28 protein-coding genes are annotated in these 26994 nt (G+C 62.9%); 21 read left to right on the plus strand and 7 right to left on the minus strand.

The window, feature by feature from the left end:
* The first annotated feature begins 242 nt into the window (after window positions 1–242).
* The 3 genes from G4923_RS14795 (at window position 243) to G4923_RS14805 (ending at window position 4519) form a co-directional block, all read left to right on the plus strand.
* On the plus strand, window positions 243–1535 hold the full coding sequence (locus G4923_RS14795) for an L-cysteine desulfidase family protein (RefSeq protein ID WP_111910890.1): 1293 nt from the start codon (window positions 243–245) through the stop codon (window positions 1533–1535).
* 156 nt (window positions 1536–1691) lie between these two features.
* Window positions 1692–3092, plus strand: coding sequence for an L-cystine transporter (locus G4923_RS14800; protein ID WP_163137522.1), 1401 nt, complete (start codon window positions 1692–1694; stop codon window positions 3090–3092).
* A 98-nt stretch (window positions 3093–3190) separates the two neighbouring features.
* Window positions 3191–4519, plus strand: coding sequence for a CoA-disulfide reductase (locus G4923_RS14805; protein ID WP_163137523.1), 1329 nt, complete (start codon window positions 3191–3193; stop codon window positions 4517–4519).
* 115 nt (window positions 4520–4634) lie between these two features.
* Here the strand turns inward: G4923_RS14805 and G4923_RS14810 are convergent, their stop codons facing one another.
* On the minus strand, window positions 4635–5390 hold the full coding sequence (locus G4923_RS14810; protein ID WP_163137524.1) for an outer membrane protein assembly factor BamD: 756 nt from the start codon (window positions 5388–5390) through the stop codon (window positions 4635–4637).
* Between the two features lie 116 nt (window positions 5391–5506).
* Here G4923_RS14810 and rluD point away from each other — a divergent pair, with 116 nt between their 5' ends.
* The 6 genes from rluD (at window position 5507) to G4923_RS14840 (ending at window position 12725) form a co-directional block, all read left to right on the plus strand.
* The gene (rluD, locus tag G4923_RS14815; RefSeq protein ID WP_005324417.1) at window positions 5507–6487 is read left to right on the plus strand and encodes a 23S rRNA pseudouridine(1911/1915/1917) synthase RluD; all 981 of its coding nucleotides are present in this window, start codon (window positions 5507–5509) and stop codon (window positions 6485–6487) included.
* A 109-nt stretch (window positions 6488–6596) separates the two neighbouring features.
* A complete protein-coding gene (gene pgeF / locus G4923_RS14820) occupies window positions 6597–7334 on the plus strand; it encodes a peptidoglycan editing factor PgeF (RefSeq protein ID WP_163137525.1) in 738 nt (245 codons plus the stop codon).
* A gap of 186 nt (window positions 7335–7520) precedes the next feature.
* Window positions 7521–10097, plus strand: a complete 2577-nt coding sequence (gene clpB / locus G4923_RS14825; RefSeq protein WP_163137526.1) for an ATP-dependent chaperone ClpB — start codon at window positions 7521–7523, stop codon at window positions 10095–10097.
* A 60-nt stretch (window positions 10098–10157) separates the two neighbouring features.
* Window positions 10158–10979: an MBL fold metallo-hydrolase gene (locus tag G4923_RS14830; protein ID WP_163137527.1), complete on the plus strand. Its 822-nt coding sequence runs from the start codon at window positions 10158–10160 to the stop codon at window positions 10977–10979.
* 211 nt (window positions 10980–11190) lie between these two features.
* Entirely contained in the window at window positions 11191–11814 is a 624-nt protein-coding gene (locus G4923_RS14835) for a c-type cytochrome (protein ID WP_163137528.1), read from the plus strand.
* On the plus strand, window positions 11811–12725 hold the full coding sequence (locus G4923_RS14840; protein ID WP_111910898.1) for a c-type cytochrome: 915 nt from the start codon (window positions 11811–11813) through the stop codon (window positions 12723–12725). The genes G4923_RS14835 and G4923_RS14840 overlap by 4 nt, the downstream gene beginning before the upstream one ends.
* Window positions 12726–12997: 272 nt before the next feature.
* Here the strand turns inward: G4923_RS14840 and asnA are convergent, their stop codons facing one another.
* Window positions 12998–13990 (minus strand): aspartate--ammonia ligase, encoded by a 993-nt coding sequence (asnA, locus tag G4923_RS14845; protein ID WP_163137529.1) that lies wholly within the window; start codon window positions 13988–13990, stop codon window positions 12998–13000.
* Between the two features lie 153 nt (window positions 13991–14143).
* Here asnA and asnC point away from each other — a divergent pair, with 153 nt between their 5' ends.
* The gene (asnC, locus tag G4923_RS14850; RefSeq protein WP_106885545.1) at window positions 14144–14605 is read left to right on the plus strand and encodes a transcriptional regulator AsnC; all 462 of its coding nucleotides are present in this window, start codon (window positions 14144–14146) and stop codon (window positions 14603–14605) included.
* A gap of 113 nt (window positions 14606–14718) precedes the next feature.
* On the opposite strand, the gene G4923_RS14855 is transcribed toward asnC, so the two are convergent.
* Window positions 14719–15483 (minus strand): substrate-binding periplasmic protein, encoded by a 765-nt coding sequence (locus tag G4923_RS14855; protein WP_163137530.1) that lies wholly within the window; start codon window positions 15481–15483, stop codon window positions 14719–14721.
* A gap of 83 nt (window positions 15484–15566) precedes the next feature.
* Here G4923_RS14855 and G4923_RS14860 point away from each other — a divergent pair, with 83 nt between their 5' ends.
* Complete coding sequence (locus G4923_RS14860) at window positions 15567–16103, plus strand: DUF2301 domain-containing membrane protein (RefSeq protein WP_163137531.1); 537 nt, start codon at window positions 15567–15569, stop codon at window positions 16101–16103.
* Here the strand turns inward: G4923_RS14860 and G4923_RS14865 are convergent.
* Window positions 16100–16504, minus strand: a complete 405-nt coding sequence (locus tag G4923_RS14865; RefSeq protein ID WP_163137532.1) for a CBS domain-containing protein — start codon at window positions 16502–16504, stop codon at window positions 16100–16102. The two genes, G4923_RS14860 and G4923_RS14865, sit on opposite strands and share 4 nt — an antisense overlap.
* A gap of 129 nt (window positions 16505–16633) precedes the next feature.
* Here G4923_RS14865 and G4923_RS14870 point away from each other — a divergent pair, with 129 nt between their 5' ends.
* A complete protein-coding gene (locus tag G4923_RS14870; protein WP_163137533.1) occupies window positions 16634–17338 on the plus strand; it encodes an SDR family oxidoreductase in 705 nt (234 codons plus the stop codon).
* Between the two features lie 50 nt (window positions 17339–17388).
* Here G4923_RS14870 and G4923_RS14875 read toward each other — a convergent pair whose 3' ends face one another.
* Window positions 17389–17937, minus strand: a complete 549-nt coding sequence (locus tag G4923_RS14875; protein ID WP_163137534.1) for a 2-amino-4-hydroxy-6-hydroxymethyldihydropteridine diphosphokinase — start codon at window positions 17935–17937, stop codon at window positions 17389–17391.
* Window positions 17938–18062: 125 nt separating this feature from the next.
* On the opposite strand from G4923_RS14875, the gene cydH reads away from it, so the two are divergent.
* The 4 genes from cydH to G4923_RS14895 all read left to right on the plus strand — a co-directional run bounded on the left by cydH (window position 18063) and on the right by G4923_RS14895 (window position 21518).
* Window positions 18063–18155, plus strand: a complete 93-nt coding sequence (cydH, locus tag G4923_RS14880) for a cytochrome bd-I oxidase subunit CydH (RefSeq protein ID WP_106885551.1) — start codon at window positions 18063–18065, stop codon at window positions 18153–18155.
* Between the two features lie 102 nt (window positions 18156–18257).
* Window positions 18258–19658, plus strand: coding sequence for a sensor histidine kinase (locus tag G4923_RS14885; RefSeq protein ID WP_106885552.1), 1401 nt, complete (start codon window positions 18258–18260; stop codon window positions 19656–19658).
* Window positions 19659–19666: 8 nt separating this feature from the next.
* Window positions 19667–20176 carry a hypothetical protein gene (locus G4923_RS14890; protein WP_025328636.1) on the plus strand — a complete coding sequence of 170 codons (510 nt, stop codon included), beginning with the start codon at window positions 19667–19669 and terminating at the stop codon, window positions 20174–20176.
* Between the two features lie 61 nt (window positions 20177–20237).
* The gene (locus G4923_RS14895; protein ID WP_163137535.1) at window positions 20238–21518 is read left to right on the plus strand and encodes a sigma 54-interacting transcriptional regulator; all 1281 of its coding nucleotides are present in this window, start codon (window positions 20238–20240) and stop codon (window positions 21516–21518) included.
* 43 nt (window positions 21519–21561) lie between these two features.
* Here the strand turns inward: G4923_RS14895 and G4923_RS14900 are convergent, their stop codons facing one another.
* Entirely contained in the window at window positions 21562–22044 is a 483-nt protein-coding gene (locus G4923_RS14900) for a DUF1097 domain-containing protein (protein ID WP_163137536.1), read from the minus strand.
* 370 nt (window positions 22045–22414) lie between these two features.
* Between G4923_RS14900 and msrP the strand changes: the two genes are divergently transcribed.
* A complete protein-coding gene (gene msrP, locus G4923_RS14905) occupies window positions 22415–23419 on the plus strand; it encodes a protein-methionine-sulfoxide reductase catalytic subunit MsrP (protein WP_163137537.1) in 1005 nt (334 codons plus the stop codon).
* A 97-nt stretch (window positions 23420–23516) separates the two neighbouring features.
* Window positions 23517–24155, plus strand: coding sequence for a protein-methionine-sulfoxide reductase heme-binding subunit MsrQ (msrQ, locus tag G4923_RS14910; protein WP_139743795.1), 639 nt, complete (start codon window positions 23517–23519; stop codon window positions 24153–24155).
* Here the strand turns inward: msrQ and G4923_RS14915 are convergent.
* Window positions 24152–24400 carry a PepSY domain-containing protein gene (locus tag G4923_RS14915; RefSeq protein WP_111910906.1) on the minus strand — a complete coding sequence of 83 codons (249 nt, stop codon included), beginning with the start codon at window positions 24398–24400 and terminating at the stop codon, window positions 24152–24154. The genes msrQ and G4923_RS14915 overlap by 4 nt on opposite strands.
* A 63-nt stretch (window positions 24401–24463) precedes the next feature.
* Between G4923_RS14915 and G4923_RS14920 the strand changes: the two genes are divergently transcribed.
* The 3 genes from G4923_RS14920 (at window position 24464) to G4923_RS14930 (ending at window position 26921) form a co-directional block, all read left to right on the plus strand.
* Window positions 24464–24796, plus strand: coding sequence for a PepSY domain-containing protein (locus tag G4923_RS14920; RefSeq protein ID WP_025328631.1), 333 nt, complete (start codon window positions 24464–24466; stop codon window positions 24794–24796).
* Between the two features lie 81 nt (window positions 24797–24877).
* Entirely contained in the window at window positions 24878–25534 is a 657-nt protein-coding gene (locus tag G4923_RS14925; protein ID WP_025328630.1) for an AHA_4052 family stress response regulator transcription factor, read from the plus strand.
* 37 nt (window positions 25535–25571) lie between these two features.
* Window positions 25572–26921 (plus strand): sensor histidine kinase, encoded by a 1350-nt coding sequence (locus tag G4923_RS14930; RefSeq protein WP_025328629.1) that lies wholly within the window; start codon window positions 25572–25574, stop codon window positions 26919–26921.
* Window positions 26922–26994: the final 73 nt, after the last annotated feature.

Consider the following 26994-nt stretch of genomic DNA (forward strand, 5'->3'; position numbering starts at 1 on the left):
GCAAGACATTGATGGCAAAGGGACTTGGCCGGGAGGGGGGATCCGTTGCCGGTGGCAGGGCAGCAATCCGGTGACGTTGCCCTCGCTGGAAGGCATAATGGCGGCAAAAGGCGAGGGGGCTCAATTTTATTTGAGACTCGCGCCACTAGAATCAAATAAAGTGACATGGACGGGGTGGCCCTCCAGATAGCACCCATATCCTCATACGATGCCTGCGGCACAGTGAACCAGAGAAACCACAGATGAAAGCACAATGGACCGACTTTATTACTCTGCTCAAGCGTGAAGTGGTGCCGGCCCTGGGCTGCACCGAACCCATGTCGGTGGCGCTGGCCGCCGCCAACTGCCGCAAGCTGCTGGGGCAGGATCCGACCCGCATCAGCGTCTGGGTCAGCGGCAATCTGTTCAAGAATGGCATGGGGGTCGGGGTACCCGGCACCGGCATGATAGGCCTGCCGGTCGCCGCCGCCGTCGGCATCACGGGGGGCAACCCGGATGCGGGGCTGGAGGTGCTCAAGACTCTGACCCCGGAGCAGGTGGACGCCGCCAAGGCGCTGCTGCCCATCATCAAGGTGGACGTGAAGGATGTGCCTGATGTGCTCTACGCCGAGGTGCTTGCCGAGGCCGACGGTCACAGCGCCCGTGTGGTGATCTGCACGGATCACACCCGCATAGTGCTGCTGGAGAAGGATGGCGAGGTGCTGATGGAGCAGGACAGTGCCCCCGGTGTGCAGATCCAGCCCGCGAAATCCGACAAGCCCGCCATGACGCTGCGGGAGATAGTGGCCTTCGCCCTGGAGGCGCCACTGGCCGAGCTCGACTTCATCCGCGAGGCCGCCACCATGAACCAGGCGCTGGCGGATGAGGGGCTGCAGGGCTATGGCCTGCGCATCGGCAAGATCCTCACCGAGCAGGTGGAGCGCAAGCTGCTCTCGGACGATCTGATGACCTTGGCCATGCGCCTCTCTTCTGCCGCGTCGGACGCGCGGATGGACGGCGCCATGCTGCCCGCCATGTCCAACTCGGGCTCGGGCAACCAGGGCATAGCCGCCACCATGCCGGTGGTCGCCGCCGCCCGCTTCCTCAAGGCCGATGACGAGCAGCTGACCCGGGCACTGGTGATGAGCCACCTGGTGGCCATCTACATCAAGGCCTACCAGAACAAGCTGTCGGCCCTGTGCGCCGCCAGTACCGCCGCCATGGGCTCGGGTGCCGCCATCACCTGGCTGCTGGGTGGCCAGTTCGAGCAGATCAGCCACTGCATCAACAACATGATTGGCGACGTCTCCGGCATCATCTGCGACGGTGCCGGCAGCGCCTGCTCCATGAAGGTGTCGACCTCTACCTCGGCGGCGGTCAAGTCATCGCTGATGGCCATCAACAACCTGCACGTGCCCCAGAGCGAGGGCATAGTCTCCGACGACGTGGACCAGACCATAGCGAACCTGGGCCGCCTCTCGAAACAGGGGATGCTGGACACCGACATAGAGATCATCAACATCATGCGGGCCAAGCAACAAGGCAAGGCTGGCTGATGAGGGGGGCGGCACTGGCCGCCCCCGGTTTTTGCAGAGATTGACGTCACCCCGAACGGGGGGCGTGCCGCCACGATGCGGCCAGTTTCGGGGCGAGGCGCAGGGTGCGCCCGTCCATCCATCTCGGGCCTCGCCCGTTTATTTTTGGGGAATATCATGACTCTTAGCGTTATCGGTAATCTGGCCATCCTGGTCATGTTGCTGCTGTTTCTCTACCGCTTGCAGCAGACCCACGTCAGCTTCACCCGCCGGGTCTTCTCGGGGCTGGGGCTCGGGGTCCTGTTCGGCTGGGCCTTGCAACTGCTGTACGGCGTCGGCTCCGAGGTGCTGGTCCAGACCGGCGACTACCTGGATCTGGTCGGCAGCGGCTACGTGAAGCTGCTGCAGATGATCATCATCCCGCTGATCATGGTCTCCATCATAGGCGCCATCCTCAAGCTGAGCGGCGGCACGGCGCTCGGCAAGATCAGCGCCCTGACCATAGGGGTGCTGATCTTCACCACCATGATCGCCGCCGGGGCGGGCATACTGATGTCCAACCTGTTCGGCCTGAGTGCCGAGGGGCTGGTTGCCGGCGCCGCCGAGACGGCCCGTGGCGCGGCCCTGCAGACCAGCCTCGGCAGCGTCGAGAGTATGTCCCTCCCCAAGATGGTGCTGGAGTTCATCCCGGCCAATCCCTTCCTCGACATGACGGGGGCACGCAAGACCTCCACCATAGCCGTGGTGATCTTCTCCATCTTCATCGGCCTGTCCGCCACCGGCATCGCCCGCAAGCAGCCCGAGATCTTCGCCAGCTTCGAGCGCTTCATGCAGGTCGCCCACGCCATCGTCATGCGGATGGTGACCCTGGTGCTGCGCCTCACTCCCTATGGCGTGCTGGCGCTGATGGCCAAGGTGGTATCCGGCTCCAACTACGCGGACATCATCAACCTGCTGAACTTCGTGCTGGCCTCTTACGGCGCCATCGCCATCATGTTCCTGGTGCACCTGCTGCTGGTGAGCCTGGTGGGCATCAACCCGGCTCGCTTCCTGAAGAAGATCATGCCGGTGCTGGCGTTCGCCTTCACCTCGCGCACCAGTGCGGGATCCATCCCGATGAACGTGCAGACCCAGACCCGGGCCCTCGGCATCCCGGCGGGCATAGCCAACTTCGCCGCCTCCTTCGGCGCCACCATAGGGCAGAACGGCTGCGCCGGCATCTACCCGGCCATGCTGGCGGTGATGATAGCCCCGACCGTGGGGGTCGATCCCCTGGATCCCGGCTTCATCATGACGCTCATCGCCATCATCACAGTCAGCTCCTTCGGGGTGGCCGGTGTGGGGGGCGGCGCCACCTTCGCGGCGCTGATCGTGCTCTCCGCCCTGGACTTCCCGGTGGCCCTGGCGGGGCTGCTCATCTCCATCGAGCCCCTCATCGACATGGGCCGCACCGCCCTCAACGTCTCCGGCTCCATCACCGCAGGGACGGTTACCAGCCGCCTGATGGGCGAAACCGACATGCATGTGTTCAACAGCGATCACGAAGTGAGTCTGGACGGCGAAGAGTCCACCGTCTGATTTGCTGCAGGTTGATCTGCGCGTGGAAAGGGGCGACCCTTTCCCGCCATAGACCGCAGGGAGGGCATGCCCTCCCTGCGCCATTGAGAGGAAAAACTATGAGAATCCTGATCATCGGTGGCGAAGCCGCCGGTATGAGTGCGGCCGCCAAGGCGCGCCGTCTGGCCAAGGATGCCGAGATTGTGGTCTATGAGGCCTCCGAGGTGATCTCCTTCGGTGCCTGCGGTCTGCCCTATTTCGTGGGGGACGATTTCCAGGAGCCGGGCTACATGGCCGAGTTTACCCCGGAGCAGTTCGCCGCCAAGGGGATAGAGGTGAAGATTGGCCACAGGGTGCTGAGCCTGGACGCGGCGGCCCAGACCCTGCGGGTGGAGCACAAGGGCGACAGCTTCACCGATCGCTACGATCGGTTGATGATAGCCACAGGTGCCCGCGAACAGATGCCCCCCATCCCCGGCTTGCAGCAGCAAGGGGTGTTCGGCCTGCGCCGCATGAGCGATGGACTGGCGCTCAAGGCAGCGGTGCAGGATCCGCGCAGCAAGAAGGCGGTGGTGATCGGCTCCGGCTTTATCGGGCTGGAGGTGGTCGAGGCCCTGGTCCATCAGGGCAAGGAGGTGCGCCTCATCGAGCTGGCGGACAGGGTCATCCCCGATGCCTTCGACTCGGAGATCACCCAGCACATCGAGACCGAGCTGCGCGAGCAGGGGGTCTCTTTGCATCTGGGTGAGCGCGTCCAAGCCTTGCTGGGGGAGGGCCGGGTGACCGGCGTGCGCACCGACCAGGGTGAGTTCCAGGCCGATATAGTGGTGGTCTGCACCGGGGTCAGGCCCAATACCGAGTTCCTGGCCGACACCGGCATAGAGCGGCTGGCCAACGGCGCCATCAAGGTCGACCGTCAGGGCCGCAGCTCGCTGGCCAACGTCTGGTCGGCGGGGGATTGTGCCAGCGTCTGGCACAGCGTGAAGCAGCAGCAGGTCTATGTGCCGCTCGCCACCATCGCCAACAAGCTGGGGCGCATGGTGGGGGAGAACCTGGCCGGCGCCGGCCAGGAGTTTCCGGGCACGCTGGGCTCTGCCGCGCTCAAGGTGCTGGGGCTGGAGGCGGGTCGCACCGGGCTTTCTGAGAAAGAGGCCCAACAATTGGGCATCGACTACCGCACAGTGGTGATCAAGGACAAGTGCCACACCAACTACTGCCCGGGTCAGTCAGACATCCACGTCAAGCTGGTCTATGAGGCGGGCAGCAAGCGGCTGCTGGGGGGGCAGATCCTCGGTCGCAAGGGGGCGGTACACCGCATCGACGCCCTGGCGGTGGCCATCACCATGGGGGTGACCACGGAGCAGCTCGGCATGCTGGACTTCGCCTATGCGCCGCCCTTCTCCCGCACCTGGGACGTGCTCAACGTGGCGGGCAATGTAGCCAAGTAGCTGAATGAAGATGACGGCGCATGCAGGGCGCCGTCGTGGGAGGTGCACTCTGCGCGGAGATTGCAGCCATAAAAAAACCGATGCCTTGGCATCGGTTTTTTTGTTCCCGTCATGCTCAGCCGCGGCCGAGGCGATTGTCCGGGTAGTTCTTGGCCAGCACTTCGCGGGCGTGGCGGGCCAGGGTCGGCATCTTCAGGGTATCGTAGGCGTTGACCATGATCTCCAGTGCCTTCTCTGTCTCGACAGTGTCGGGATAGGTTTCGACCACCAGTTTGGCGCGGTTGGCGGCGGCGATCAGGGCATCACGCTTCACGTAATACTCGGCCACCCCCAGATCGTAGCGGGCGAGGCGGGTTTTCAGACCGACCATGCGGGCACGGGCATCGGCCGCGTAGCTGCTGTTGGGGTAGCTCTGCAGCAGGGTCTTGAAGTCCTGGAAGGCCTGACGGGCGTAGGAGGGGTCCTTGTCATCCCGATCTATGCCCAGGAAGTCCTGGAAGAAGTTGTAATCCGCCGCCATGTTGGTCAGACCGCGCATGTAGAACACGTAATCGATGTTCTTGTGCGCCGGGTTGAGGCGGATGAAGCGGTCGATATTGGCGATCGCCTGGGCGGTATCATCCTGCTTGTAGTAGGCGTAGATGAGATCGAGCTGCACCTGGTTGGAGTAGGCGCCGAACGGGTAACGAGAGTCCAGCGCTTCCAGCAACTCGATGGCATTCAGGTAGTTGCCTGTGTCCAGTTTGAGACGGGCTTTCTGGTACAGAACTTCCGGCGGTTCGTCGGGAACCTTGGGTTTGGTGCTGGAACAGCCAGTGATCAGCGTAGCGACCAAGGCGAGCGACATCAGCAGGCGAGACTTCTTTCCCATCAACAACATCCGGTCCATTTCCACGAAATTGGCAAAGTATCCGTTATGCTTGGCTAAAAGAAAAGCTAGAATACCCGGATTATTTCGAATTGATACCCCCGCTCAAGAGACCATACATGAGCCAGCATATTGAACTGACAGGCGAATTTCAGGATCACCAATTCGGGCAGCGACTCGACCAGGCCCTGGCCGAATTGTTTCCAGACTACTCCAGAACCCGCATCAAGGAGTGGATTTTACAGGACAGAGTGACCCTGGACGGTCAGGTTGCCAATACCCCGCGCGAGAAAGTGGTGGCCGGGCAGCAGGTACATGTAGATGTCGAGTTGGAAGATGACACCCGCTGGGATGCCCAGAACATCGACCTCAACATCGTCTATGAAGATGAACACATTCTGGTGATCGACAAGCCGGCCGGCCTGGTGGTTCACCCGGGCGCCGGCACGCCGGATGGCACCATACTCAACGCCCTGCTGCACCGTTACCCCGGCATCGCCGAGGTACCCCGTGCCGGCATAGTGCACCGTCTGGATAAAGACACCACGGGTCTGATGGTGGTTGCCAAGACGATCCCGGCCCAGACCCATCTGGTGGAAGCGCTGCAGGCGCGTCAGATCACCCGTGAGTACGAAGCCGTCGCCATAGGTCACATGACCGCAGGCGGCACTGTGGATGCCCCCATCGGCCGTCACCCGACCCAGCGTACCCACATGGCTGTGGTGCCCAATGGCCGTCCTTCCGTGACCCACTACCGGGTGCACGAGAAGTTCCGTGGCCACACTCGTCTGCGTCTGCGTCTGGAAACCGGTCGTACCCACCAGATCCGTGTCCACATGGCTCACATCAAGCATCCGTTGGTGGGGGATCCCGCTTACGGTGGCCGTCTGCGCCTGCTGCGCAACGCGACCCCGGAGCTGACCCTGGCCCTGCGCAACTTCAACCGCCAGGCGCTGCACGCCACCATGCTGAAGCTGGCTCACCCCATCACCGGCGAAGTCATGGAGTGGCACTCTGCCACGCCGCAAGACATGCTGGATCTGATGGAAGTGCTGCGGGCTGATACCCTGGCCAACCCGGACGATTTGGTCTGGAGCTGATGCAATAGGGCCTGCGTCGGTTTCTGCCGCCGTCCGGCCCTAAGAGATGCCAAACGGGGTTCCCTTTCAGGAGCCCCGTTTTTATATCCGTGAATGGAAGGAGTCACAGATGAACTGGATTGAACCCGACTGGCCCGCTCCTGGCAATGTCAGGGCCCTGTCGACCACCCGGGATGGTGGCCTGAGCGAAGGGGTCTTCGCCGGTCTCAACCTGGGGGCCCACGTGGGGGACGAGCCGGCACGGGTCGAGGCCAACCGTGCCCGCCTGCAACAGGCGGCGCAGATCCCCGGGCCCCTCAACTGGCTCAACCAGGTGCACGGCATCGCCGTCCACCCCGTCAGCAACGAATACGACGGGGCACCGAATGCCGATGCGGCCTGCGCCCACGAGGCCGGGCAGGCCTGCATAGTGATGACAGCCGACTGCCTGCCGGTGCTGTTTTGCGACCGGGCTGGCACAGTGGTGGCAGCCGCTCACGCCGGTTGGCGTGGGCTGAAGGAGGGAGTACTGGAAGCCAGCATCGCCGCCATGGGCTGCGAGCCGGGGGAGATCCTGACCTGGCTCGGTCCGGCGATAGGCCCCACGGCCTTTGAAGTGGGGGGTGAGGTGCGCGAGGCCTTTATGGCGGAGCAGGCCGAAGCCGAATCCGCTTTCGTACCTTCAGTCAGCGAGGGGAAATGGCTGGCGGATATCTACCGGCTGGCCCGGCTGCGACTGGCTCGCGCCGGAGTGAACGCTGTCTATGGCGGCGAATTCTGCACCTTCAGCGACGGCGATCAGTTCTACTCTTATCGCCGCGACGGCCAGACCGGCCGCATGGCCTCCATCATCTGGTTGGCCCGCTAAGTAATCACCCGCCCCTCTCAAGACCAAATCCGCGCGAGAGGGGCGGGCATCCTGCCCCCTCCCCGTTTTGCAGAAAAAATAACCAGCCTCAACCCTTGAAATAACCCGTACGGGCCTCATCTACCTTGTCAGAAGATCATGTTGTTTGCCGCGCAAGCGGCGTGTCTGTTTCAAAGGGGGAGTGCAATGCGCCTCGATCGCCTGACCAGCAAATTCCAAGTCGCTATTTCCGATGCCCAGTCTCTCGCACTGGGTCGTGACCACCAATTCATCGAACCCGTCCACCTGATGACAGCCCTGCTCAATCAGGATGGCGGCTCCATACGCCCGCTGCTGACCCTGACCGGGATGGACATCAACGCCCTGCGCTCCCGTCTCGGCGAGGAGCTCGACCGCTTGCCCAAGGTGAGCGGCGTCGAAGGGGATGTGCAACTTTCCAACGGCCTCGGTCGTCTGCTCAACGTCTGCGACAAGCTGGCCCAGCAGCGCAAGGATCAGTTCATCTCGTCCGAGCTGTTCGTGCTGGCGGCCCTCGACGAGAAGGGCAACCTGGGGGAGCTGCTGCGCGCCCAGGGCCTGACCAAGGAAAAACTCGAAGCCGCCATCGACAAGGTCCGTGGCGGCAAGAAGATCGATGATGCCAACGCCGAGGAGAACCGCCAGGCGCTGGAGAAGTACACCATAGACCTCACCGAGCGGGCCGAACTCGGCAAACTTGACCCTGTGATCGGCCGGGATGAAGAGATCCGCCGCACCATACAGGTGCTGCAGCGCCGTACCAAGAACAACCCCGTGCTGATCGGTGCCCCCGGTGTGGGCAAGACCGCCATCGTCGAGGGGCTGGCCCAGCGCATCATCAACGGCGAGGTGCCGGAGGGGCTCAAGAACAAGCGGGTGCTCTCTCTGGATATGGGGGCCCTGGTGGCCGGTGCCAAGTATCGCGGCGAGTTCGAGGAGCGGCTCAAGGCGGTGCTGAGCGATCTCGCCAAGGAGGAGGGCAATGTCATCCTCTTCGTGGACGAGCTGCACACCATGGTCGGCGCCGGCAAGGGCGAGGGTGCCATGGACGCGGGCAACATGCTCAAACCGGCTCTGGCGCGCGGTGAGCTGCACTGCGTCGGTGCCACCACCCTCGACGAATATCGCCAGTATGTGGAGAAAGACGCCGCCCTGGAGCGCCGCTTCCAGAAGGTGCTGGTGGAGGAGCCCTCGGTGGAGGACACCATCGCCATACTGCGCGGCCTTAAAGAACGCTACGAGCTGCACCACCATGTGCAGATCACAGACCCCGCCATAGTCGCGGCGGCCCAGCTGTCCCACCGCTACATCGCGGATCGCCAGCTGCCGGACAAGGCCATCGATCTCATCGACGAGGCGGCGGCCAGCATCCGGCTGCAGATCGACTCCAAGCCGGAGTCCCTGGACCGGCTGGAGCGGCGCATTATCCAGCTCAAGCTGGAGCAGCAGGCGCTGATGAAGGAGGACGACGACGCCAGCCGCAAGCGCCTCGATCTGCTCAACCAGGAGCTGACCGAGAAGGAGCGGGAATACAACGAGCTGGAAGAGGTGTGGAAGGCCGAGAAGGCCGCCCTTGCCGGTACCCAGCACATCAAGGCGGCGCTGGAGCAGGCCCGTCAGGATCTCGAGGTAGCGCGCCGGGCCGGGGATCTCGGCCGCATGTCCGAGCTGCAATACGGCCGGATCCCCGAGCTGGAGAAACAGCTGGATCTCGCCACCCAGGCCGAGATGCAGGAGACCAGCCTGCTGCGCAACCGTGTCACCGACGTGGAGATCGCAGACGTCCTGGCGCGCTGGACCGGCATTCCGGTGGCGCGGATGCTGGAAGGGGAGCGGGACAAGCTGCTGCGGATGGAAGATCAGCTGCACAGCCGGGTGATCGGCCAGGAAGAGGCGGTGGACGCCGTCTCCAACGCCATCCGTCGCTCCCGGGCCGGACTGTCCGATCCGAACCGCCCCATCGGCTCCTTCCTGTTCCTCGGGCCGACCGGGGTGGGCAAGACAGAGCTGTGCAAGGCGCTGGCGGAGTTCCTGTTCGATACCCAGGACGCCATGGTGCGCATCGACATGTCCGAGTTCATGGAGAAGCACAGCGTGGCGCGGCTGGTGGGGGCGCCTCCGGGATACGTGGGCTACGAGGAGGGGGGTTATCTCACCGAGGCGGTACGCCGTCGCCCCTACTCGGTGATCCTGCTGGACGAGGTGGAGAAGGCGCACCCGGATGTGTTCAATATACTGCTGCAGGTGCTGGACGATGGCCGCTTGACCGATGGTCAGGGCCGCACCGTCGATTTCCGCAATACGGTGGTGATCATGACCTCCAACCTCGGCTCGGATCTCATCCAGGAGCACTACGCCGAGAAGGACTATGAGGAGATGAAGGCCCTGCTGATGGAGCTGCTGACCCGCAGCTTCCGCCCGGAGTTCATCAACCGGATCGACGAGACTGTGGTGTTCCACCCCCTCGGCGAGGATCACATCAAGTCCATCGCCCGGATCCAGCTCAAGAGCCTGATGGGCCGTCTGGAGTCCCAGGGCTTCGAGGTGGAGGTGAGCGAGGAGCTGTTGACCAAGCTGGTCCACGCCGGTTTCGATCCCGTCTACGGGGCGCGTCCCCTCAAGCGGGCTATCCAGCAGAAGGTGGAGAACCCGCTGGCCCAGGCGCTGCTCAGCGGTCGGGTCATCCCCGGCAAGAAGTTGCTTCTGGGTGCCGACAGCAACGGGCTCACCATGAGCCAGCCATGATGGTGTCATCGATGAAAAACGCAGGCCTTGTGCCTGCGTTTTGTTTTCAGGGTGATTGAGATGCTGAAGTTTTCCGTCTTGGTGGATGATGATGTTCATCTACCCGGCTGCCTGCCTGAAAAGGGACTGTCGTTGTTGTTGGAGTGCGATGGCCTCAGGGTGCTGTTCGACAGCGGCCGGGGCCGGGCGCTGCGCCACAATGCCGAGGTGATGGGGGTCGATCTCGGCTCTCTCACCCATGTGGTGCTGTCCCACGGTCATTACGACCATGTGGGCGGCATCGGCTCCCTGCCCCTATATCCCGATCCCATCCCGTTGATCGCCTGTCCGGATGTGTTCAATGAGCGGGGCTACTTCCTGCCGTTGCTGCCCCGACGCTACAACCTCTACCGCCTCTCGGGGGATCTGGATCCGCAACAACTGGCGACGAGAGGGCTGCTCCCTCACTGTTCGGCCGAGCCGGTCTGGCTGTCCGAGCGGCTGGTGTTTCTCGGGAGCATCGCGCGGCGCGACAAGGCGGCGCCTTCCCTGCTTGGCTACATATTACGAGGTGGTCGAGTGGAGAAGGATCTTATCAGCGACGACTCGGCGCTGGCCTACAAGAGCGAGCAGGGTCTGATTGTCTTCATTGGCTGCGGCCACTCCGGGGTCGAAAACATCGTCCAGTGGGCCAAAGAGGTGTGTGGCGACGAGCGGGTGCATGCCGTCATAGGTGGCTTGCACCTGAAGTTTTCCGGCCCGCAACGGGCAGAGGCGCTGGGGTCGTATTTGCAACGGGAAGGGGTCGGCCGTCTATTTGCCTGCCACTGTACCGGCAAGCGGAAGGTGGGGCTGCCAAGGCAAACCCAGATAGGGGCGGGCTTTGAACATGTGTTCCCGTGAGCCTGAGCGAGGTGGGAAGCGAGCCCAACCAGCACCGCGGCGCTGGCGATGAGGCCATCGACCAGAACCACGCCGGCCCTAGGGCTGGCGTTTTTATTGTCGCAGCGTGTTGGCGTTAACATGGCGATAACTATTGGTCATCGAATTGTAGTGATAGGCTTCATACCATTAATGACGCCATTGTCATTGTCAGGAGAGGGAGCCTTTGCCGATGAGAACACGATTTTCGCTCATGTTGCTGTGCAGCAGCCTGGTGCCCCTGGCGGTGCAGGGGGAGCAAGCAACCCAGGATGTGCCCCAGATCTGCGCCACCTGCCACGGGATGAACGGCGTGCCCAAGGAGTCGAACATCCCCAATCTCTGGGGACAGTCGGAGGCCTACCTGACCGAGCAACTGCGTGCCTTTCGCAGCGGCAAACGGGTCAGCGATTTCATGAATCCCATCATCTACCAGTTGAGCGACGAGCAGATAGCCCGGGCGGCCAGCCATTTTGCCGGCCAGGCTGCCGCCAGGGAGGTGAGCCTGCACTGGAGCGGCGACAAGTGGCCCGGGGACATGGAGACGGGGGAGCGGCTGGCCCTGGCCGGCAAACCTGAGCGCAATCTGCCGGCCTGCGTGGCTTGCCATGGCCCGAGTGGCGTCGGCGTCATGCCCCTGTTTCCCCGTCTCGCCGGTCAGGATCCCGCCTACCTCAAGCGGCAGTTGATCTACTGGAAGGCCGACAAGCGCCCGCTCGGCGCCATGGGCTCCATGCCTGCCATCGCCAAGTCGCTCAGCGAGGCGGAAATGGACGCAGTGGCCAACTACTTCGCGGCGCAGGGGGTGGCGAAATGAAGCATGCATATCTGATGGCCTGCCTGCTGGCCGGTCTGGCTCATGGCGCCGCGTTCGAGGATCAGTTCAGCGTCCCGCTCGGGGAGAAGGCACCCGATGGCAACTACCACAAGGTGCCCGACTGGTCTGCCGTGCCAGAGGGGGAGATGGGCGCCGCCATCAAGCGTGGCTACAGCCTGTTCGTCAACACCCAGCAGCTCAAGGGGCAGGGCCAGCCGGGGAACGGCTTGCAGTGCAGCAACTGCCACCTGGGGGCCGGCATCATTGCCGGTGCCAGTCCGATGTGGGGGGCCTATCCGGCCTACCCCGCCTATCGCAAGAAGAACAACAAGGTGAACACCTATGAGGATCGGCTGCAAGGTTGCTTCCTCTATTCGATGAATGCCAGAGAGGGTCAGCCCCCCGCCTATGACAGTCAGGCGATCCGGGATCTGGTGGCCTACTCCTACTGGCTGGCGAGCGGTGCCCCCATCAGCGACAAGCTGCCCGGGCGCAACTTCTTCACCATCGCCACCCCTCCCCAGGCCCCCGATTTCAAGCGGGGCCAGAGCGTCTATGCCGAACGCTGTGCCGATTGCCACGGCGGTGAGGGGGAGGGCAAGAAGGTGGCGGATCGCTACGTCTTCCCGCCCCTGTGGGGCAAGGAGAGCTACAACTGGGGCGCGGGCATGCACGGCATCGACAAGGCAGCCGCCTTCATCAAGAGCAACATGCCGCTCTCCCAGGGGGGGAGCCTGAGCGATCAGCAGGCCTGGGATGTCTCCCTTTACATCAACAGCCATGAGCGCCCTCAGGATCCCAGGTTCAAGGGGGATCTCGGCCAGACCACCAAGGCGTTCCATGGCACCTACTCCCAGTACGGCTTGCCTTCCCCGGTGGATGGCCACCTGCTGGGCAGCAAGGCGTATTGAGGGCTGAGGCAGGACTGCAGAGGGGCTCAGGCCCCTTTTTTCATGGGCCGCTCGGGTGCAGGCAAAAAAAACGGCAATCCAAAGATTGCCGGGAGGAATGTATTCGATACGACCTTGCGTGGGTTGAGCGGGTCGCAGGGGCAAGCCCCGGTTTCGCAGCGGGTCATCCAGGATGACCCTCTCCTTACAGCCTGTCCGGACTGCGCTCTTTCAGTCCGCACCGCCACACACCTTCGGCATCCGGCATGGGTTGCCGGATGCCATCAATCTGCTTACAGCATGCCCGGGATGGCAGCCTTCATCTCGGATGGCCAGACACCGACTTGTACCTGGCCGATATGCTCTTTTTGCAGCAACAGCATGGCCAGACGGGATTGGCCTATGCCGCCGCCTATGGTTTGCGGCATCCGCTCCGCCAGCAGATCCTGGTGCCAGTCGTACTGCAGGCGATCCTCGTCCCCTGTGATGGCGAGCTGGCGGCGCAGGGCCTCGGCGTCCACCCGGATCCCCATGGAGGAGATCTCGAAGCTGTCTTCCAGCACAGGGTTCCACACCAGGATGTCGCCGTTCAGACCCGCCAGACCCAGTTCGCTGTGGCTGCTCCAGTCGTCATAGTCCGGGGCGCGCACGTCGTGACGCTCACCGTGGGAGAGGGCACCGCCGATGCCGATGAGGAAGACGGCTCCCAGCTCCTTGGCGATGGCCCGCTCGCGCCCCTTGGCATCGAGGTCCGGGTAGCGGGTCAGCAGCTCTTCGCTGTGGAGGAACTGGATCTCTGCCGGCAGGAAGGGGGTCAGCTCGTGCTCGGCGCAGACCGCGCGCTCTGTGGCCTTGATGGCGGCCCAGATGCCGCGCACGGTTTCTTGCAGATAGGCGAGATCCCGGCGCTCGCTTGGCATCACCTTCTCCCAGTCCCACTGATCTACGTAGACGGAGTGGATGGGGGTGAGTCTGTCTTCGTCCGGGCGCAGAGCCTTCATGTGGGTGTAGATGCCTTCACCCGGGCCGAAGCCGAAGCGACCCAGGGTATGGCGCTTCCACTTGGCCAGGGAGTGCACCACTTCGTAGCTGTGTTCGGGTAGAGTCTTCACCTTCACTTGCACCGCATTCTCGTGGCCGGAGAGGTTGTCCTGAGTGCCATCGCCGACCCGGCTCAGAATGGGGGCTTGCACCTCCATCAGACCCAGTTGCTGGGCGAGCTGGCGGGAGAACATCTCTTTGACGAAGCTGATCTGTTGTTGGCTGCGAATGTAGTGCTGTTTCATGGGAAATACCTGTTTCAAACCCGTTGGATGTGGCGATTCTTCAACAGATTGCGCACTAAATTCAATATTCGATAATAGAAATAGGCTTTACGTATTTTTTTGTTCAAAATATCCGGGTTTTTGCTGAGATATCGACAACGGGAGTGCAAAAAAGTGTCGGAAAATTATCGGATCGATAATCTCGATCAGGCCATCCTCACCGCCCTGATGGAGAATGCGCGGCTTCCCTATGCGGAGCTGGCCAAACAGCTGGCGGTCAGCCCGGGCACCATTCATGTGCGGGTGGAGAAGATGAAGCAGGCGGGGATCATAGAGGGGACCCGGGTGCAGGTGAACGCGAAGAAGCTGGGTTACGACGTCTGCTGCTTTATCGGCATCAACCTCAAGAGCGCCAAGGATTACCCCTCGGCCTTGGCCAAGTTGCAGGCGCTGGACGAGGTGGTGGAGGCCTACTACACCACGGGACACTACAGCATCTTCATGAAGGTGATGACCCGCTCCATCGACGAGTTGCAGACTGTGCTTATCCACAAGATCCAGACCATAGACGAGATCCAGTCCACCGAAACCCTGATCTCGCTGCAAAATCCTATCCTGAGAGATGTGAAACCCTGAGGGGGCAGTGCATGGAGGGCAGTACGAGATCCATGCCCCATGCGAAACGCTCATTTCGTTGCAGAACCCGATATTGAGAGACGTGAAGCCCTGATCACCCCTGTGGAGGAGGATCAGGGTTCGAGATAGGGGATGCCGTACTTGTCGTAGAGGGCCTTGAGCCGGCCATCTTGTTTCATATGCAGCAGTTCGGCGTCATAGGCCGCCATCAGGGCCGGGGTGTCGGCATCGGCCCGGGAGCGGGTCCAGACATTGAAGTAGGCACTGGTCTTGAGGGGTTTTGGCAGGTAGCCGAGCTTGCCCTCCAGCCCCTCTTCCCTTATCTGGGTGAAGGCGGTGACCAGGGACATGGGAACCAGATCGATGCGCCCGGCGATCAGCTTGCGCAGTTGCAGCTGGTTGATGGGGATCGCCTGGAAGCGATAGGCAGGATCGGCCATGGCCGCCGTGAGCTCGGGGGTGTAGGAGAAGTCCTTGGTGACACCTATGCGCCAGGGCTTGAGATCGGCCAGGGTCTGGTAGTGGATCTTGCTCATGTCGGCCTTGCGCACGAAGAAGTGCCAGCTGTGGCGGATATGGGCCTGTTTGGGGTAGAGCAGGTAGCGCGTTCGCTCCGGCTTGTAGGAGTGGCTAAGCAGCAGGTCATAGACGCCGCCCTCGGCGTTGCGGGTGAGTCTGGCACCGGAATCGAGCAGCTCTATCTTGATGGGGACCTGGAGGACGCCAAAGATGGTGGTGACCAGATCCACATCCAGCCCCCGTGGCTGGCCTTTCTCATCCAGCCACTTCAGGGGGGGCTCCAGAAGGCCGCCAATGACCAGCTCCCTGGCCGACAGCCAGCAGGGCAGCAGCAAGCAGAGCACGAGCAAGATTCGCAAATCACATCTCCTGAACACTCGGGGCTGGTTTATGCGCAACGGGGTATAGTGACCGGCAGATACCTCAATAGAGACGACCCCGGATGGCAAACCCTGAAGTAGAAAGCGAACTGGATGGCATCGACAGGCTCTCTGTCTGTCTCTATCGTCTCGGTCTGAGTCTGACAGCTTTGCTGCTGTTGTGTCGAGGGGTTGGCTTGCTGGGAGGACCGGTGCCCTTGTCCCCCGCCGTCTGGCTGACCATGCTGGTGGTGGCCAGCGGCCTGTGTGGGTTCTGCCTGCACATTTATGACAAACGGGTCCGGTTTCTCCTGCAGGGGCTGGCCTGGGGCGGATTGATGCTGGCCGCCTGCGGCGCTCCCGCCCTTCTGGTGCTGGGGGCGGCCCTGGCCACCCTCAGTGGCCTGGCGTTCAAGGAGCAGTTCTGCTTCGCCATCCCGGGTATCAGGCTCTTGCCTCTGTTGTTACCCCTGCTATGGCTGCTGGAGTGGACCCGCTTCGCCTGGGCCACGGCCCTGGTTGCCCTGGTGAGCGGCTTGCTGCTCGGCCTGCTCAGTCTGGCCAAGTGGCGCATGCCCCTGCATTTCGATATCGGCGATCGGGGACGCTACCAGCTCTAGGTGGCCTGGCACTGCTTCATCTGCGCGTTGAGGGCCTGCATCACCTGTCGACGGTTGATGATGCCGACCACCTTGCTCCCTTCCAGCACCGGATAGACCTTGGGCCTGGCCCCCGTCATCTGGCGGGCGAGATCCAGGATGCTGTCGTCCGGGCTGACGAACAGCGGGGTGCGGCTCATCAGATCCTCCACCCGGGTGCGGCTGTCGCAGTGATAGCTGCCGGTGAGCAGGCTGGGGATGCAGTCCTGCTCGGAGAGAAATCCGATCAGCCGTTTCTGATCGTCCAGCACCGGCAGGCCGCTCGCATCGGCCTGATGGAGTCTGTCGAGGGCCTCGGCCAGGCCGAGTTGCGGGCTGAGGGAGTGGGTCAGGCGGCTCATGTGATTGCGGATCTGCAGCATCTGGATGGCTCCAAAAGGGTTAAAGTGGTGTCACTATGTCCTCTGGACGGCGGACGGGGCCAATGGCTTGTGCCGTGGAGATTGATAGGCAGGGCCCCGGGTCGGCAAGCACTGACAAAAGGAGAAGTTATGCGTGCATTGGTAACGGGCTGCGGCCGTCGGCTGGGATTCTACCTGTGCGAACAGCTGGTGGCAGCGGGCTGGCAGGTGACGGGCAGCTATCGCAGCGAGCGGCCCGAGCTGGCCCGCTTGCGGGATCTGGGGGTGGAGCTGGTGCAGGCGGATTTCGCCCTGGAAGGGGAGGTGGCCCGCCTTGTCACTGTGCTGGGTGCCCATGACGATCTGGCTCTGATCATCCACAACGCCTCGGCCTTCGAGCCACAGGCGGCGGATCCTGCGGTGCAGCTGGCCCAGTTCGAGCAGTTCTACCGGGTGCACATGGCGGCGCCATTTCAGCTGAATCGCGCGCTGGCACCCAAGCTGGCAGGCAATCCCAACGCCAGCATCATCCACATCACCGACATCTACATTCACGCCCCGGCGCCCCAGTTCGCCGCCTATGTGGCCACCAAGGCCGGGGCGCATTCGCTGGCCATGAGCTTTGCCCGGGAGCTGGCACCGGCGGTGCGGGTCAACACCATAGAGCCCGGCCCCATACTGTTCCTCGATGAACATGGGGACGCCTGGCGCCAGCAGGTGCTGGCCCGGACGCCGCTGGCGAGGGAGGGGGGGCTGGAGCCCATCTGGCAGGCAGTCAGGCTCTTGATGACAAACGACTATATGACGGGGGCCAGCATCCGGGTGGACGGTGGCCGGGCCCTCGCCGTCATCTAGACGTCATGAGGGGCTATGGAGCTGGAGGTGGCGGTAGCCTGTTCGGGCGCCTAGTTGGGCCGAATGGTTGCCTGATGGGCAGGCAGGTCCGGGTGCACGGCGGGCAACTCCTGACGCTGTTCGGCAGCTTGGCGCAGGGCGATGGGCTGCTGGCCGAAGCTCTGCTGCGCAAACACCTTGCTGGTCTGCAGACGCAGCGCCACCTTGTGGGCGCCGACCCGTCCCCCCTCATACATCTCGGCCAGCAGATCCCTGAGATAGGCATCCACCCCGACTCCGGCGAAGGCATCCCTCTCATGGCTGGCCAGGATGTCGATGTCGAGGGGCCTGTCTGTCACCTTGCACAGGGGATTGCCGCGATCCCGCCCATGGGCCAGCTCCATGGTGACGAATTCGGCCTTCAGCTGGGCGGCGGAGAGCTCGCTCTGGACGACGAACAGGCAGTTGAGAAAGTCATGGCGCGACTGCATCCCCACCGGTTTGGTCTGGATCACCGAGCTCAGACGCAGCTGGCCGAAGCGGGCCAGCAGCTCTTCCACGGCCTGACTGACATGCTGGGTAGGGTCGAGATTGGATCCAATGCTGCAGAGGTAAAACATGGTTGCCATTCCTTGGGTTGGGCTCGTCTGAAATATATACGCAGCTCACGGTTATCGGATTCACTATGAATTAACATGCCGTTATCTGTTGTGATCCAACTCTGATTGGCAGAAAGGAGGTTCATATGAGTGTAGAGATGAAGTGGGCGCTGTTGACCGCCTCAGGTGCCCTGGCAGTGATCCTGATAATCTGCCTGGCGTCCGTCGGTCTGGCGTGAATCCTGACCCCGAGTGCAATCAAACCGGCCCCCTGGCCGGTTTTGCTTTTTCATGGAGTGCGGATATGCTGGCCCACCCATGAAGAATCGAGACAGCAGAAGATGACCAAGGTTCGGCCCCGTTCCCTGCTCCAGGTGGTATTGATGGGCTTCGTGCTGGTGCTGATGCCCCTGGGGGGCATGATCTGGCACGACAGCCAGGCGCTCTCCCATCTGGGCCAGCTGACCAGCGACGAGATGGAGCGGGCGGTGCGGGATACCCGCCGGGCGACCCTGCTCACCACCCAGGCCATCGATCTGGAGCGCACCTTGCGCCGCTATGCGGTGCTGGGGGACGAACGCATCCTCGGCAGTTATCAGCAGCAGCTGGCCCGCTATCGCGAGCTGCTCGCCACTCACCGGCAATCCATCCCGGATGCCGCCGCCTACACAGATCTCGAGGCCATCCTGGCCTGGCTGGATGGCTTGCAGGATCTGCGCAAGGCCAGACAGGAAGCGACCAGCCCTAACTTCACCCAGTTCAATGAGCTCAACCAGCAGTTGGAAGTGGTCACCCGCAGCCAGGTCGATGAGCATGTGGCGGGGATGCGGGCGGCCATCGCCGAGCTGCGGAAGGAGATCTGGTGGGTGAGCGGCTTCGTGGCGGGGCTCAGCCTGTTGCTGGTGCTGCTGTTTACCTACCTCATCATCCACCCCGTGCGTCAGATTGAGTCGCGGATCCTGAGCCTGGGCGCCGGTGTCGAGCCGGACAAACGCCCGGTGGATGGCCCCGCCGAACTGGTGCTGCTGGGAGAGCGGATCGGCTGGCTGCACGACAAGCTCAAGGAGCTGGAACAGCAGAAGTACCAGTTCCTGCGCCATGTATCCCACGAGCTGAAGACGCCCCTCGCCGTGCTGCGGGAGGGGGCGGATCTGCTCTCCGAACAGCTGGTGGGACCGCTCAACGGGGATCAGCAGGAGATCTGCCAGATGCTGGAGGAGAACAGCCGCCGGTTGCAGACCCTGATCGAGCGCCTGCTCGACTTCAACCGCCTCAGCCAGCAGGAGGTATTCAGCCTGACGGCGGTGCCGCTGGCCCCCTTGTTGTCAGAATTGTCTGCGGAGTACCGGCTGGCGCTGGAATCCAAACAAATCAGTGTACACTTGCCGCCCGAGCCCATCAGCCTGCAGGCCGAGCCTTATCGTCTGCGACTCATCCTCGACAACCTGTTTTCCAACGCGGTCAGTTATGGCGCCAAGGGTGGTCAGATCTGGATCCGTGCCGGCCAGGATGCCAACGGCAGCTGGCTGGAGGTGGCCAACGAAGGGCCCGTCATCCCGCCAAACGAGCGGGAGCGGATCTTCGAGCCCTTCGAGCAGGGCAGCATAGTGCGCCAGGGGTTGTTGAAAGGATCCGGGATGGGCCTCTCCATTGCCCGCGAGTCGGCGATGAGTCTGGGGGGCGAGCTTAAATTAATTGAGGATAAACAGGCTGATGTCTGTTTCCGGTTGGATCTTAAGTGAAATTCAAGATGAAACGATTCGTTGTACCCGTATTGATGATAAGCCTGCTCTCGGGCTGCTCCCTGCTGCCATCGCGCAGCCTGACCGAGCCCTCGGAGCAGGTCCTCGCCAAGCGGATGGAGTTCGCCAATAAAGAGATGCAGGTGCGCCTGCAATACTCGGACTGGCTGCTGGCCAGTCGTCCCCAGCAGCGGGCGCAGGAGCGCGAGCGGCTGGCCGGTGCCACCGATCTCGAGAGCCGGGTCAGCCTGGCCATGGTCAACACCCATCCGTCCGAGTCGGTGGCGAGCCGCCGGGCCGGGCTGGATCGGCTCAAGGCCCTGCTGCCCGAGCTCGGCCTGGATGCCCAGGCCTTCCTGCGCAGCTGGATAGCCCTCGGCGAGGAGCTGCTGGCCCGTGACAGTCGCCGCGACGATCAGAGCCAGGAGGTGCAGCGTCTGCGCCGCCAGATAGAGCAGCTCTCCGCTATCGACGAACAGCTCAACCAGCGCAAGCTCAATGGGGGCGCCCAGCCATGACATGCCGAGGGCGTGCAAGGCGGGGAACCACAACAGATCTTCAGGGTAAGGGGGTGAGAGCATGAGTCGCATTCTGCTGGTGGACGACGATGCCAGCCTGCTCAAGCTGATGAGCATGCGCCTGCGCAGTCAAGGTTACGAGGTGGATACCGCCGACAGCGCCGAGGGGGCGCTGGACAGGTTGCGTCAGCAGCGGGCCGATCTGGTGCTGAGCGACCTGCGGATGGGGGGCATGGACGGACTGGCGCTGTTCGAGCGGATCCAGGCCCAGTGGCTCGGCATGCCGGTCATCATCATGACCGCCCACGGCACCATCCCCGACGCCATCCAGGCGACCCGTTCCGGGGTGTTCAGCTTTCTCACCAAGCCCATCGACAAGGACGAGCTGCTCGTCACCATAGAGCACGCCCTGAGTCTGACCCGCCCGAAACAGCAGCATGAGTGGCAGTCCCTCATCCAGACCCGCAACCCCCAGATGGAGCAGTTGCTGATCCAGGCGAGCAGCGTGGCCACCATGGAGGTGCCCGTGCTGATCCTGGGGCCTTCGGGCTCCGGCAAGGGGGTGATGACCCAGGCGCTGCATCAGGCAAGTCGTCGTCGTGATCAGCCGCTGCACACCATCAATTGTGCCGCGCTGCCCTGGCATGTGCTGGACTTGCAGCTGTTTGGCGAGGATGGACAGTCCGGCCTGTTCGAGCAGGCCAAGGGGGCAACCCTCTTCCTCGACGAGATAGGGAATCTGTCGGAGTCGTTGCAGGCCAAGTTGCTGCAGGTGCTGGCGGAATATGGTCAGGGCACTCCCGAGGTGCGGGTCATCAGCTCCAGCCATCAGGATCTGGTGACCGCCATGGAGGAGGGGCGTTTTCGGGAGGATCTCTTCTACCGCCTCAACGTGGCCAACATCACCCTGCCGCCCCTCAGCGCCCGCAGTGAGGATATCCCCCTGCTGGCGCGCCAGGCGCTGGACGACTATCGCAGTCGCCACGACAACTGCGCCTCCCTCGGCTTCTCGCCGGAGGCGCTGGCCCTGCTGGCGGCGGCGGCCTGGCCCGGCAACGTCCGTCAGCTCTACGGGGTGGTGGAACAGCTTGCCAGCCTCTGCTGCAGCCCTGTGATAGGCGCCGCCATGGTGGAATCTGCCCTGAGCGGTGGCGTCGGCGGCATTCCCTCGTTCAACGAGGCGCGCGCCGAGTTCGAGAAGGAGTATCTGATCCGCCTGCTGCGCACCACAGAAGGGAATGTGACCCTGGCGGCCAACATGGCGGGAAGAAACCGCACCGATTTCTACAAGTTATTGAATCGGCACGGTATCGAGGCGGCAAACTTCAAATCGAAGGGATAAGCGAGGCGGGAGCGGCCGGTCAGAGACTTGCCGCTCCCCTTGTTCAGGCCGGATCGACCGCGCTGTTCGCGTCCTGGGCCTTCCGGGTTTTGTCGGAGAGCCAGAGGCCGCTCGCCTTCATCAGGTAGCCAAAGAGCGCCCCTATCACCAAGGATGGCAGGATAAGGCGCCACTCCCCCGCCGCCCCGAAGGTGGCGCAGCAACCGGCGAAGGTGCCGGGAATGTAGCCCAGCCACTGCTGCTTGGCCTGCACGCACATCAGGGTCGCCACCACACCCGTCATCAGATAGCCCGCCATGCCAGCCCCCCACCAGCCTTCGCCGTGGATCAGCAGCAGTGCCCACAGCATGCCGGTGGCATTGCACAGCAGGGTCTGCAGCAGCGCCTTGTAACCGCCGCTCGAGGCGAAATAGCTGGTACAACCGAGGAAGCCGACCCAGGAGATGAGACCGAGGGCGGCGGCCAGTCCACCCCAGACGGCGGAGAGGATCCCGGTCGTGATGGCGATGGCGATCAATGGGCTCATGACATGACTCTCAGTGGTTGAATTCGGAAAAGGAGGCAGCCTACCCTTCGGCGAGGGGGCGGCAAGCAGGGGCCGGATTGTGTGTGATCTTCGTCACTCTTTTCAACTCGGGAATACGCTTGCGCTCGCGAAAAAAATTCATTGGAGGCGTTCTTGGCCTTGGACCATAGTTAGAGGCCCTGTCCTGCTCATGGAGTGAGTCTGATGGCGCCAAACGTGATAGTCCCCCTGCTGGTATTCATTCTGCTGTTCCTGGTCGGCACCATGGCCAAGGCGTTGCCTCTTTACCAGCCCATGTAAATTTGTGTGAAATAAAACTCGGCCGGGGCGGGTCTTATGGTTGTCAGCCTCATCGCCCCGGGAGTTTTCCATGTTGATCAAGCGCCGTTCCTCTCATCACCTCACCGAACAGGATGTCACGCCGGAAGCTGTCTATCAGGATCGCCGGCTCATTCTGAAAGGACTGGGACTGAGTGCCGCCACCCTGGCATTTCCCACCCAGGCCAGCCTGCTGGATCTCTTCTCCGCCGAGGAGTCGACCCCGGCACCTGCCACCAAACCACTTAATTACAAGGCTGCGGCCCGACAGGACGGATTGACCCTGACGCCGCTGGAGAAGGCCATCAGCCACAACAACTTCTATGAGCTCGGTACCGACAAGGGGGATCCGGCCCGCAACGCCCACTACCTCAAACCCGAGCCCTGGACGCTCAAGGTCGAGGGGGAGGTGGCCAAACCCTTCACCCTGGATGTGTGGGATCTTATCAACAAGAACACCTTGGAGGAGCGGATCTACCGGCTGCGCTGCGTGGAGGCCTGGTCCATGGTGCTGCCCTGGAGCGGCATTCCGCTGGCGGACCTGATCCGCCGGGCCGAGCCCAACAGTCGCGCCAAGTTCGTGGCGTTCGAGACCCTCTATGATCCCGAGCAGTTGCCGGGACAGGCCTCTCGCTCCCTCGGCGGCGGTATCGATTACCCCTATGTGGAGGGCTTGCGCCTCGACGAGGCGATGAACTCGCTCTCCTTCCTGGCGATGGGGCTCTACGGCAAGACGCTGCCCGCCCAGAACGGGGCTCCCATCCGGCTGGTGGTGCCCTGGAAGTACGGCTTCAAGAGCATCAAGAGCATAGTCTCCATCCGTCTGGTGGAGGAGATGCCGCCCACCACCTGGAACCTGCTGGCACCGAACGAATATGGTTTCTATGCCAACGTCAATCCCGAAGTGGATCACCCGCGCTGGAGCCAGGCCAGCGAGCGCTTCATCGGCGAGGGGGGCATTTTCGGCGCCAAGCGCCAGCCGACCCTGATGTTCAACGGCTATGGCGACGAGGTGGCCTCCCTCTATCAGGGGATGGATCTGCGCAAATGGTATTGAAACTGACGCTCTGTCCGAACGGTGTCTTGCCCCCTTCTCCCCTTGTGGGAGAAGGGTTGGGGATGAGGGGTGGGAAAAACATAACGGGAATTGCGATATGACGCCGAGACTGAAAACAGCCCATATCAACGGCTTGCGCCTGCTGGTACACCTGGCCTCGCTGGGCTTTTTGCTCTGGCTGGGCTATGCCGTGCCGGCCGGGTTGCTGGGGGGGGATCCGGTACAGGGGCTGACCCACTACCTCGGCAAGGGTGCCCTGCACCTGCTGCTGCTCACCCTGCTGGTGTCGCCGCTGGCCAAACGCTGGCGTCAGGGTCAGCTCATCAAGCTGCGCCGCCCCCTCGGGCTCTGGTGCGCGGCCTGGGCCGGGTTGCACTTTATGGTCTGGCTGGGTCTGGATCTGCAGTTTGATTGGGGTCTGATCGGTGGCGAGCTGGTGAAACGCAGTTACATAGTGGTCGGGGCGCTGGCCTTGCTGCTGTTGCTGGCGCTGAGCATCACCTCGATCCCGGCCCTGCTGCGGCGCATGGGGCCAGCCTGGCAGAAGCTGCACAACTGGATCTATGCGGTGGCCCTGCTGGTGCCGGTACACTACTGGTGGTCGGTCAAGAGTGGCTGGCAGGAGCCCCTCATCTACCTGTTGCTGGCGGGTGCTTTGCTGTGGCCGCGGCGAGAGAAGCTGCTGCGTCCCTGGCGCCAACGCCGGCAGCAACGCCAGAAACTGAAAGAGGCCTAATCGGCCTCTTTTTTGGTGATCTCTCCGCTGTAGGCATCGACCTGCAACTGCACCCGCCTATCGTCGGCATCCAGGGTTTCCACCTCGAATTTGTCCCCTTCCAGCTCGACTTCCCGAATGTCGTGGTACCCTTGGGCCAGCAACAGCTTGACCAGTGCCGGCATGTCGAGACGCGTCTGAGCCGCCCAGCCAAGGGTGGAAAAAAGGCAGAGGATCAGCAGGATACTGCGTGGGATCATATTCATTCCGGATTCATGGCTGGCACACTATAAACGGCATTATGTTAGGTTTTGAGAGATGAATCACCCATGAATAGCGCGCTGCCCCTGCTTGGATTGCTGCTGCCGATGCTGGTCCAGGCGGCCCAGCCGAATGAGGCCTTGCTGCAACAGGCGGTCAGCGAGGGGCGGATCCGGCCTTTTCATGAGCTGATGGAGGTGGCTTCCCGCCTGCCGGTGCGCGTGCTGCGGGTCGATCTGGGGGAGGAGGACGGGGTCTGGCTCTATGAGCTCAGGCTTATCGACGACGAGAACAGCGTCATCAAGGTGGGCTATCGCGCCGACAACCTGGAGATGGTGTGGCTCAAGGGCCATCATCTGGAGCGCCTGTTCGAGCCTCGCCCGCCCCCGGAGGAGGAGTGATCCGCCCTATGCTCCCCGCCCTGATGGTTCGTTCCCCAATCGCCGCCGCGACAGGCGCAACTCTGCTTTGGATACCCATTTATGCGAATTCTGATAGTTGAAGATGAAAAGATCCTGGCAGGCCAGCTGGCGGAACAGCTGCGCCTGTCCGGCTTTGTGACCGATCTCTGCCACGATGGCAACGAGGCGGGTTTTCTCGGCGAGACCGAGCCCTACGACGCCATCATCCTGGATCTCGGCCTGCCGGGTCGCGATGGTCTGAGCGTGCTCAAGGAGTGGCGCAGCAAGGGGATAGACACCCCTGTGCTGGTGCTGACCGCCCGTGGCCAGTTGCACGAGAAGATAGAAGGGCTCAACGCCGGGGCCGATGACTACCTCACCAAGCCGTTCCAGGTCGCCGAACTGGTGGCCCGGGTGCAGGCCCTGGTGCGCCGGGCGGCGGGCAATGCCAGCTCCATCCTGGAGATAGGCGGGGTGCGCCTCGACATGGCGGCGTCCCAGGTATGGTACGAAGGCACCCCCATCAAGCTCACCGCCCACGAGTTCCGGGTGCTGGGGTATCTGATGCAGCACAGGGGCAAGGTGGTGTCGCGCAGCGAGCTGATCGACCACATCTATGCCCAGGATTTCGATCGCGACTCCAACACGGTCGAGGTGTTCATCGGCCGGATCCGCAAGAAGACCCACGCCGATCTGATCGAGACGGTGCGCGGTCTCGGCTACCGGATCAACGAGTGAGACGGACGCTGATGCCAGCACGGCAGGGGGTCGGTGAATGAGGCTGGTGCGTACCCTGCGGGGACGGCTGGTGGCCATAGCTCTGGTCTGGTGCGGGCTCTTCCTGTTCGCCACCGGCTTCAGCCTGCAGACCATGATGCGCAACTACTGGCAGGAGGCGGAAGCCGACGGCCTGAGGTTGCAGCTCTACGATCTGCTCTCTCGCCTGGAGATCCAGCCCGACGGTCTGCCCGTGGTCACCGAGCCCATGGCGGACCCCCGTTTCCGCCAGCCCTATTCCGGTTATTACTGGCAGCTTGAGCTGGGGGATGCCGTGGTCAGCCGCTCCCGCTCCCTGTGGGATGTGCACCTGAGCGCCCACGGCCTGAAGTCGGCCTTCGGGGATCCGGATCTCTTCGTCGGCAAGGGGCCCAACAAGGAGCCCCTGCTGATCATGACCCGCACTGTGCTGCTGCCGGGCTCTGACAAGGTGTTTACCCTGGTGATGGCCAAGGACAGCAGCGCCCTGACCCAGACCCTGAAGAAGACCCGGATCAGCCTCTTCCTCGGTCTCGGCTTCGCCGCCGCCGGCCTGGTGCTGGGTTTCATGTTCCAGATAGTCTACGGCCTGCGTCCGCTCCATCTGCTGCGCCGCGAGCTGGGCCGGGTCCACCAGGGTCATCAGGAGGGGTTCCGGTTGCGCTATCCGCTGGAGATCCAGCCGCTGGTGGAAGACATCAACCGGTTGCTGCACCACTACAGTGAGCTGCTGCAGCGGGCCCGCTCCCACACCGGCAACCTGGCTCACGCCCTCAAGACGCCCCTCAGCATAATGCGCAATCAGGTGGCCCAGCTGCCCCCCGAGGATCAGGCCGCCATCGGCGAGCAGCTCGACCAGATCCAGCGCCACATCGACTACCACCTCGGCAAGGCGCGAGTCACCGGGGCCGCCAAGATCCTCGGGGTCTCGACCCCGGTGCGGGCACGGGTGGAGTACATCTGCCGCGCCTTCTCCCGTCTCTACCCGGGCAAGACGGTGGACCTGCAGGTGCCGGCCAACCTGGCGGTCGGAGTGGAGGAGCAGGACTTCGACGAGATGGTGGGCAATTTGCTGGAAAACGCCTTCAAATGGTCCGCCAGCCAGTTGCGCATCTCCAGCGCCGAGCTGGGGGGCTGGATCACCTTGCGCATCGAGGATGACGGTCCCGGCATGAGCGAGGATCAGATAGCCAAGGCGGTGCTGCGCGGGGTGCGCCTCGACGAGAAGGTGCCTGGCTCCGGGCTCGGCCTCAACATAGTGTCAGACCTGGCCGAAGCCTATCGTGGCAGCCTCATCATGGGGCGGGCCGAGCTGGGGGGGCTGGCAGCCTCGCTCTCGCTGCCCAAGGTGGCCAGGGTCGACGGTTAGCGTACCTATGAGTGAGGCGGTCCGGCATGGGCCGCTCGGGCCCGGGTCGTCCTCCGAGGTAGCATGGGGGGCG

The sequence above is a fragment of the Aeromonas rivipollensis genome (assembly GCF_010974825.1).
GTDB lineage: Bacteria > Pseudomonadota > Gammaproteobacteria > Enterobacterales > Aeromonadaceae > Aeromonas > Aeromonas rivipollensis.